Origin of the sequence: uncultured Pigmentiphaga sp. (assembly GCF_937950555.1) — a bacterium.
Lineage (GTDB): Bacteria > Pseudomonadota > Gammaproteobacteria > Burkholderiales > Burkholderiaceae_B > Pigmentiphaga.
On the sequence record NZ_CALFCW010000040.1, the window covers coordinates 1 to 7,193 of the forward strand.

A 7,193-nucleotide genomic window follows, 5' to 3' on the forward strand; every position below is an offset into this window, starting at 1 on the left:
GGCCACCGGCCAGCTCGCGCGCGCCGGCCAGGGCCAGGGCGGATACGACGCGTGGCGCGAGGAAGTCCGGGCCGCCGTCGAATACCGTCCTCCGGAATGGCAATCGGCAGGACAGATCGCGGGCAAAGGCATCCACCCCGCCGCGCTGTTCCGGCCGGTGCAGGAACTGCTCGACAGTCATCCCGACTCGGTGCTGGTCTGCGACGGTGGCGAATGCGGCCAGTGGGCCCAGGCCTGCCTGCGCGCCGGACACCGTATGGTCAACGGTGTGGCCGGCGCCATCGGCGGCGCGCTGCCCATGGCGCTGGGCGCGCGCTGCGTTTATCCGGATGCGCCCATCGTCGCGGTCATGGGCGACGGCACTTTCGGTTTCCATTGCGCCGAAATAGATACCGGCGTGCGCTATGGTTTGCCGTTCGTCTGCCTGGTCGCCAACGATGCCCGCTGGAACGCCGAATACCAGATCCAGCTCAATACCTACGGCAAGGATCGCACCGTCGGCTGCGAGTTGCTGCCCACGCGCTACGAAAAGGTGGCGCAGGGTTTCGGCGCGCAAGGCGCCTACGTGGACGACTTGGCGGCGCTGCCCGCCGCACTGAAGCAGGCTGCCGCCGAGCGGCGCGTGCCGTTCTGCCTGAACGTCACGCTGGAGGGCCTGCCGGCTCCGCTCGTGCGCAGGTAGCATGGAGATCATCGCCCTGGTGGCGGCCGGCGCCTGCGTCGCCGGGTTCGTGCAGGGAATGACGGGCTTCGGCTTCGGCATGGCGTCCATGGTGTTCTGGTCATGGACGCTGGCCCCCGAAGTGGTGGCGCCGCTGGTGGTGTTCGGCTCGCTGGTGGGGCAATTGCTGGGCCTGGGTGCGCTGCGCCGCGCCTTCAACTTGCGGCGCGCGCTGCCTTTCCTGATCGGCGGGGCGCTGGGCATACCGTTCGGCGTGGCGCTGCTGCACGATATCGATCCCCGTCACTTCAAGCTGGTGATCGGCGCGGTGCTGGTGGTGTATTGCCTATCGCTGCTGTTGGTGGCGGAGTTGCCGCGCATCCGCCACGGAGGGCGGATGGCCGACGCCACGGTGGCCTGGATTGGAGGGCTCATGGGCGGGCTGAGCGGCATGTCGGCCTCGGCGCCGACGCTGTGGTGCGTGTTGCGAGGCTGGCCGCGCGACGAGCAGCGCGCGGTGTTCCAGAGTTTCAACCTGACGGTGCATGCGCTGACGCTGACGGCGTATGGCGTGAGCGGCGTGCTGACCGCGGAGACCAATCGCCTGTTCCTGGTGGTGGCGCCGGCCATGCTGGTGCCGACGCTGTTCGGGCTATGGCTGTATCGTCGCTTCGACGACGTGCTGTTTCGCAAGCTGGTTCTGGCCTTGCTGGCGATTTCGGGAGCGATGCTGCTGATATCCGGATTGCGGGGATGATGGACCGAGAGCGTGGCGATGCCAGCTCCCCGCCATTTCGTTATCATCCAGTACACTGACGATTGTGCGAGCCCGGACGGCGGCATGTTGCCGTCCGGCGGGCTTCATGTCGAGAGCGCGCACCGGAATTCAAAGTCGCCCGTTTCGAAAGCCTGGACACAAAGCAATGAGTGCAAAAAATGCCGGCAGCAAGCCGAATAAGCCAGCAGACGTAATCGAGACCGGACGTCTGTGGCAGCGTCCCGGGTTCCTGATCCGGCGGCTGAACCAGATCCATATTTCGCTGTTTTACGAAAGCTGCAAGGACTTCGGAATCACCCCCGTCCAGTATGGAGTGCTGACTACCCTGAGGGAACACCCGAACCTGGATCAGACGTCGCTGTGCGCCGAAGTCGGTGTGGACCGCACGACAATGGCGGATGTCCTGCATCGCCTGGAAGACCGGGGGCTGGTCAAGCGCAAGCCCAGCCCTACGGATGGCCGCATCAAGATCGCCAGCATCACGCCCCGCGGTCTCAAGGTCACGGAAGACATGTACGAAGCGATGCGCGAAGCGCAAATCCGGTTCCTTTCCCCGCTGACACCTCAGGACCGGGCCACCTTCGTTCGCATGATGCTGCAGCTCGTCGAAGGCAATAACCAGTACGGCCGGACGCTGCTCAAGCATTTCGACTGACGGCCCCGCGCGGGAGGAGGCGGTCCGCAGCGCCTTGCCGTCGTGTCGTCAAAGCTTCCCGAGTATCTCCAGCGCCTGGTCGCGTGGCATGACCGCCGCGTACTTCTGTGCCATATCGAACAGGTTGGCCTCGTGCGGGCCGATTGCCCGGTCTCCGACGCAGTCCGACAGCACGTAGGGGCGGAATCCGTATTGCATTGCATCGACGACCGACGCACGCACGCAGCCGCTGGTGACGGCGCCGGCCACAACGAGGGTTTGCACGCCCCGCTGTGTCAGCCAGGCGGACAAGCCGGTACCGAAAAAGGCCGATGGCACCGTCTTGCGCACCACGAGTTCTCCCTTGCATGGCATGAGCTCCGGCACGATCGCGCTGTCCCGGCCCTGCTCCTTGAGCGCAAGCAAGCCGGGTACTTTTTCGGTAAAGATGTTGCCGTCGGCGTCGTCGTCGGCGAACACGATGCGGGTATGCGCGACCGGCCATTTCCTGGCCCGGGCAAAAGCCAGAAGACCCACGGTATTGGAGATGGCGGTGGCAATATTGCCGCCTCCGAACTGGTTGCCGTCAGCGAAGCCATTGACGAAATCGACGATCAGCAAACCGACCGGCGCCTTGGGTTCCAACGGGGCGCCGAAGCTTTGCCGTTCGTAGACTGCAAGATCGTTCTGTGTGGACATGGTTGCGCCTCAGTGGTCGAGCACGACGCCGTTGCGAACCACCGCTTCGCCGTCAAGGAAGACATCGCAATGACGAAGGGGGACGTCGATATGGCATGCCGTGGTCCTGTTGCCGCCGGCCTCGTTGTTGGGCCCGAGCGAGAACAGGAAGTTGCCTTCGAAAGCGCGGGCGTCCATGCCGAGGGTGGCTTCCCGGTCATACAGGCCCAGTGTCGACCAGTGCGCGCGAGGTTGCAGGCCCCAGCCGATATGCGAGATTGCGTAGGCTTCCTTGTCGTCGAAGGTGGCCATGTATTCGGACAGCAGCTCGGCCTCGATGCCGCCGTCGATCTGCGTGACATAGCCGCCTTCCACCGTTAGCTGCACGGGCTCGCGCACATAGCATTTCTGCGGCAAGATAATGTCTCCGCGATCGATCACGATGCGGCCGTGCGCGGTGCCGTCATTCGGAAATGTCAACGCAAAGCCGCTGGGCCAATGGTCCCACCTGCCGGGCTCGTCGACGAACCCGTACTCTGCGATCGGCTGGAACTCGCCCAGGGGGCAGCGCAGGTCCGTGCCGGCTGCCGAAACGATATGCATCTGCCTGGCGCCGGCGATGCGTTGCTGCGCGGCCAGTACGCGTTCGCGGTCCCCGGCCGTGGGCACCAACCGCGCCAGTATCTCGGGCGGCTCCACCGCCAGCAGGATCTTCGTGCCTGCGCGAAGAATATCCAGTTGTTCTGGCGAAAACAGCAGCGTCATCAGGTCCAGGACCAGGTCGCTTGCCTTGAGCGCCGCGATGGCGGCACGGTTTCCCGTCAGTGCCGTGGTGCCGAGGTAGGCCAGCGCGTCCCGGCTGAGGGCTTTTTCGCCATTGACCGGCGGCAGGTCCAGGCGATTGACGGTCGCCCCGATGGATTGCACGGCGATCAAAGCCGTCGATAATGTTTGCGGATGCGTGGCAGGACCGGTAAGTATGGTTACCGTTTGGCCGGCTTCGAGACGTGAAAGCGTCAAGACCTGCTTCCAGGCCTCGACCATCTGGTAGTCGCTGACGGGCATGAATAATCTCCAGGGGTGCGGCCGGCCCCGGCCGTGGGGCGGCTGTGCGATGCGATTAGACGGGAGCGCCCAGGAACGTGCCGAACGCTTCGTAGAAGCCGGGCTCGTTGTCCCAGGGAATCATATGACCTGCGCCGGGCACCCGGATATGCTGCAGGTGGGGCACGAGTCCGCGGATTTCCTCGACATCCGCGTCGTCGACAACCCCGCCGTGTTCGGCGGTCATCAGCAAGGACGGGATGCGCAGCGTCGGAAGATCGGCGTGAATATCGTCGCTGTGAAAGCCTTCGAAACTCTCGCGTACCGCCCGTTCGTCGCAGGTGTGCAGCCACTCCGCACGCAGCTTCAGTTGCGCATCGGTCCAACTGGGACAAAAGACGCGCATGGCTTCGGCGTCCATGCCTTCGCGGGCCTGCGCGATGGAATCGACATACCAGTCCAGTTTCGCCGGGTAGGGACGGCGTCCCGGACCGGAGACAGGCGGATCGATCATGGCGAGACGGGCCATGCCCGGTGCGGCCTTGGCCGCCCGGATGGCGATCCGCGCGCCCATGGAATGACCGATCACGCTGTACCGCGTCAGGCCGATCGCGTGGGCGAATGCGGCCAGGTCGTCGGCTTGCGCATCCAGGCTGTAGTCGAGCTGGCTGGACGCGGAAGACAGGCCCCGGCCACGGATGTCCAGAATGTAGGTATCGAACGTGGCGCCCAGCCGCTCGCCTACGAATCCCCATGTGACGGCGGGACTGGTAATCCCCGGGACGACGATCACCGGGTCTTGTTGCCCGCGCGGGCCGGCATCGCCGCCGTATCGCAGGAAGTGCTGCCTTATGCCGTTCGCGTGGACATTCGCGCCGTAGAGGAAATTGGAAGATTGACTCATGTGTTCGCCTCGATGATGCGCAAGCGGTCAGTAGGCCCCCGACAGCAGCGCGCCTGCTCCGGGTACGACAGGGTCCAGATCCAAGGCCTTGAGCATCGCGTAGGTGGTCGCGATCGCGGCGGTCAGCACGGGTTTCCCGGTCATCGCCTCTACCTTGGCGACCACGGGAAGCGACGGCATCTGTACGCATGCCGATAGGACTACCGCGTCGGCGTCCTGGTACGGCAGGGTTTTGACGATATCCGGGAGCAAGGCGGGGTCGTGGCGGCCGACCTCGAGGTTGTCGGGGATCTCCAGTGCCCGATAGTCGATGACTTCATAGCCTTCGTTGCGGATGTAATCGACGACCAGTTCCGTCAGCGGGCGCATATAAGGAGCGACCACGACGATCCGCTTGGCACCGATGACCTTAAGCGCATCGACGAGGGCACCCGCGCTGGTGATTACCGGTGCCGCAGCGCCGTTGCGGGCCGTGCCTTCCGAAAGGCGGCGTTGCGACGTGCGATGATAGCCATGGCCCATCGCCATGATGGCGACCAGGCATGCATAACCCAGCACGTCCACCCGGGCATCGCTCAGTTCGACGGCGCAGCGGTCCGACTCCGCGTCCATGGCGGCCAGTTCTTCCTTGACTACTTTCTTCATGCGCATGCGGCTGGAGTGAAAGGTAAACCGCTCGGGCAGAATGGTTTGCCTTGCCATCAGCATGGCGGGTATTTCCGTCTCCATGGTGGTGTTGGAACTCGGCACGATCTGGCCGATGCGAAAGCTTTTCGTCACGTTCTACTCCTTTTGATTGGCCGGGCGGTGTTTCGGCGCGCCGGCTACAGCCCGAAGATGCGTTGCGCGTTACCGTGGCAGACGAGCTGCCTGACTTCCTCGTCCAGCGGGGCCTGTTCGATGAACTCGGCGGCCAGGGCCGTGGACTCGTACGGATAGTCGACCGAAAACATGACCGCCTCCGGGCCCATTTCTCCGATCGCGCCCAGGAGGGCGGGCGCCGAACACACTCCGGACGTGGTGATCAGGATGTTCGTGCCGATATAGGAAGAAGGCGGACGCTGGAGCCGCACGCCGTGGGGATACACCGCAAAGCGGCTGTCGAAGCGCCAGCGCATAAAAGGCAGGCCCTCGCCCATGTGGCCGAGTATGACCCTTACCCGGGGGAAACGGTCGAAGACACCGCCGAACAGCAGACGCAGCGCGTGGCTGGCCGTTTCGACTTGCCAGCCCCAGGTCGCGCCAGCCAGTTCGGGGTGTCCTTCGAGCGCCCGGGGGGTGGCAACGGCGTCCGCCGGGTGCAGGTAAAGGGGCACACCCAGATCCTGCAGTGCTTCCCAGAACGGATCGTAGGAAGGGTCGTCGTAATAGGCGCCGAACGTATGGCCGTTTACCAGCGCGCCCTTGAATCCGAGTTGCTTAACGGCTCTCGTGAGCTCGCCCACGGCCTGTTGCGGCGTATGCATGGCCAGCGTTGCGAAGCCGCCGAACCTGGTCGGGTGCCGCGCGATCTGCTGCGCGAGAAAGTCATTGCTGGCCTGGGCGTATGCCATGGCCTGCCGTGCATCCTGTTCGCCCTGCACGCTCGGTCCGGTCTGCGACAGTATGCAGTAGGCTATACCCGCTTGGTCCATTTCCTGGATCCGGCGGTCGTCGAAGTCGGACAGCCTGGCGGCCAGGTCGCGCAGGATCTCGGGGTCGATGTGGCGCGTAAAGGCCTTGGCGTAGTTGGGCAGGCCCGGCGTCGAGAAGTGTTCTTCGAGCGCGATCTTGCGTATGCGGGTATCCATTGGGCGTGCTCCTAGACCGGGTAGACCAGGTTGTTGGCGATGATGGCCGTGTCGTACACGGCTTGGCGCTCGCGGAGCAGGAGCGTGTTGCCGTTGCGCGCGAAGCGGACATAGAGGCGGCCGGCCTGGTGGAGAGTGGTCGCGCCTTCGACGAGAGTCTGCAGCAGCATGTAGTTGCTCTGGGCGACGATTTCTTCGTCGCCGACGTCGAGAATGCGCACGTTGCTGACAAAATGCAGGACCCGACGCGGCGCGAACATTTGCGTACGCGCGATCGCAACGGCGCGGTCGCGCAGCATGTCCTTTCCTTCCGCGTACACCAGTCCGACCGGCAGGCCCAGCGCCGCGTTTTCGTACTCGGTCACCCGGTACAGGCAGTCATCGGTGAAAAATTCCGGCCAGCCCTCGATATCGCCGCTATCCAGCACGGCACAGTACTCGGCGTGGAAATCTTCCACCGCCGCGCGGGCGGCCAGCGCTTGGTCCTGATCGACATCTTTCCTTTCGAATCCGTGCAACATCCTAGAATCCCATGACTTTTCGATAGTGTTGGTACATCGACCGGATCGCGGCCTCGGATATCAGGTTGTCGGCCGTGCCGATCTTGTCCGCGTCCAGCCTTACGATGGCCCGGTCGCTGACAGAGCGACGTACGCCTTCCTGCACGAATTTCATGGCTTCGTTGTCCTCCAGCCCCAGGAATC

At 64.2% G+C, this 7,193-nt stretch carries 9 protein-coding genes and 1 pseudogene; 3 read left to right on the plus strand and 7 right to left on the minus strand.

What is annotated here, in order from left to right; translation table 11 throughout:
• From Q0319_RS10785 to Q0319_RS10795, 3 genes are all read left to right on the plus strand, one after another.
• The coding region (locus Q0319_RS10785; protein WP_299452402.1) for a thiamine pyrophosphate-dependent enzyme at positions 1–682 on the plus strand (682 nt) is incomplete at its 5' end.
• Between the two features lies 1 nt (position 683).
• Positions 684–1,418 (plus strand): sulfite exporter TauE/SafE family protein, encoded by a 735-nt coding sequence (locus Q0319_RS10790; RefSeq protein WP_299452404.1) that lies wholly within the window; start codon positions 684–686, stop codon positions 1,416–1,418.
• A gap of 166 nt (positions 1,419–1,584) precedes the next feature.
• Positions 1,585–2,094: a MarR family transcriptional regulator gene (locus Q0319_RS10795; protein ID WP_299452406.1), complete on the plus strand. Its 510-nt coding sequence runs from the start codon at positions 1,585–1,587 to the stop codon at positions 2,092–2,094.
• Positions 2,095–2,142: 48 nt separating this feature from the next.
• Here Q0319_RS10795 and Q0319_RS10800 read toward each other — a convergent pair whose 3' ends face one another.
• The 7 genes and pseudogenes from Q0319_RS10800 to Q0319_RS10830 form a co-directional block, all read right to left on the minus strand.
• Entirely contained in the window at positions 2,143–2,772 is a 630-nt protein-coding gene (locus Q0319_RS10800; RefSeq protein WP_299452408.1) for an isochorismatase family protein, read from the minus strand.
• Positions 2,773–2,781: 9 nt separating this feature from the next.
• A complete protein-coding gene (locus tag Q0319_RS10805) occupies positions 2,782–3,816 on the minus strand; it encodes a 2,5-dihydroxypyridine 5,6-dioxygenase (RefSeq protein ID WP_299452410.1) in 1,035 nt (344 codons plus the stop codon).
• 55 nt (positions 3,817–3,871) lie between these two features.
• Complete coding sequence (locus Q0319_RS10810; protein WP_299452412.1) at positions 3,872–4,699, minus strand: alpha/beta hydrolase; 828 nt, start codon at positions 4,697–4,699, stop codon at positions 3,872–3,874.
• A 27-nt stretch (positions 4,700–4,726) separates the two neighbouring features.
• Positions 4,727–5,479, minus strand: coding sequence for an Asp/Glu racemase (locus Q0319_RS10815; protein ID WP_299452414.1), 753 nt, complete (start codon positions 5,477–5,479; stop codon positions 4,727–4,729).
• Positions 5,480–5,523: 44 nt separating this feature from the next.
• Entirely contained in the window at positions 5,524–6,489 is a 966-nt protein-coding gene (locus Q0319_RS10820; RefSeq protein ID WP_299452416.1) for an amidohydrolase family protein, read from the minus strand.
• A gap of 11 nt (positions 6,490–6,500) precedes the next feature.
• Positions 6,501–7,010 carry an aromatic-ring-hydroxylating dioxygenase subunit beta gene (locus Q0319_RS10825; protein ID WP_299452418.1) on the minus strand — a complete coding sequence of 170 codons (510 nt, stop codon included), beginning with the start codon at positions 7,008–7,010 and terminating at the stop codon, positions 6,501–6,503.
• Position 7,011: 1 nt separating this feature from the next.
• Positions 7,012–7,193, minus strand: a pseudogene (locus Q0319_RS10830) (biphenyl 2,3-dioxygenase); the annotation flags it as partial.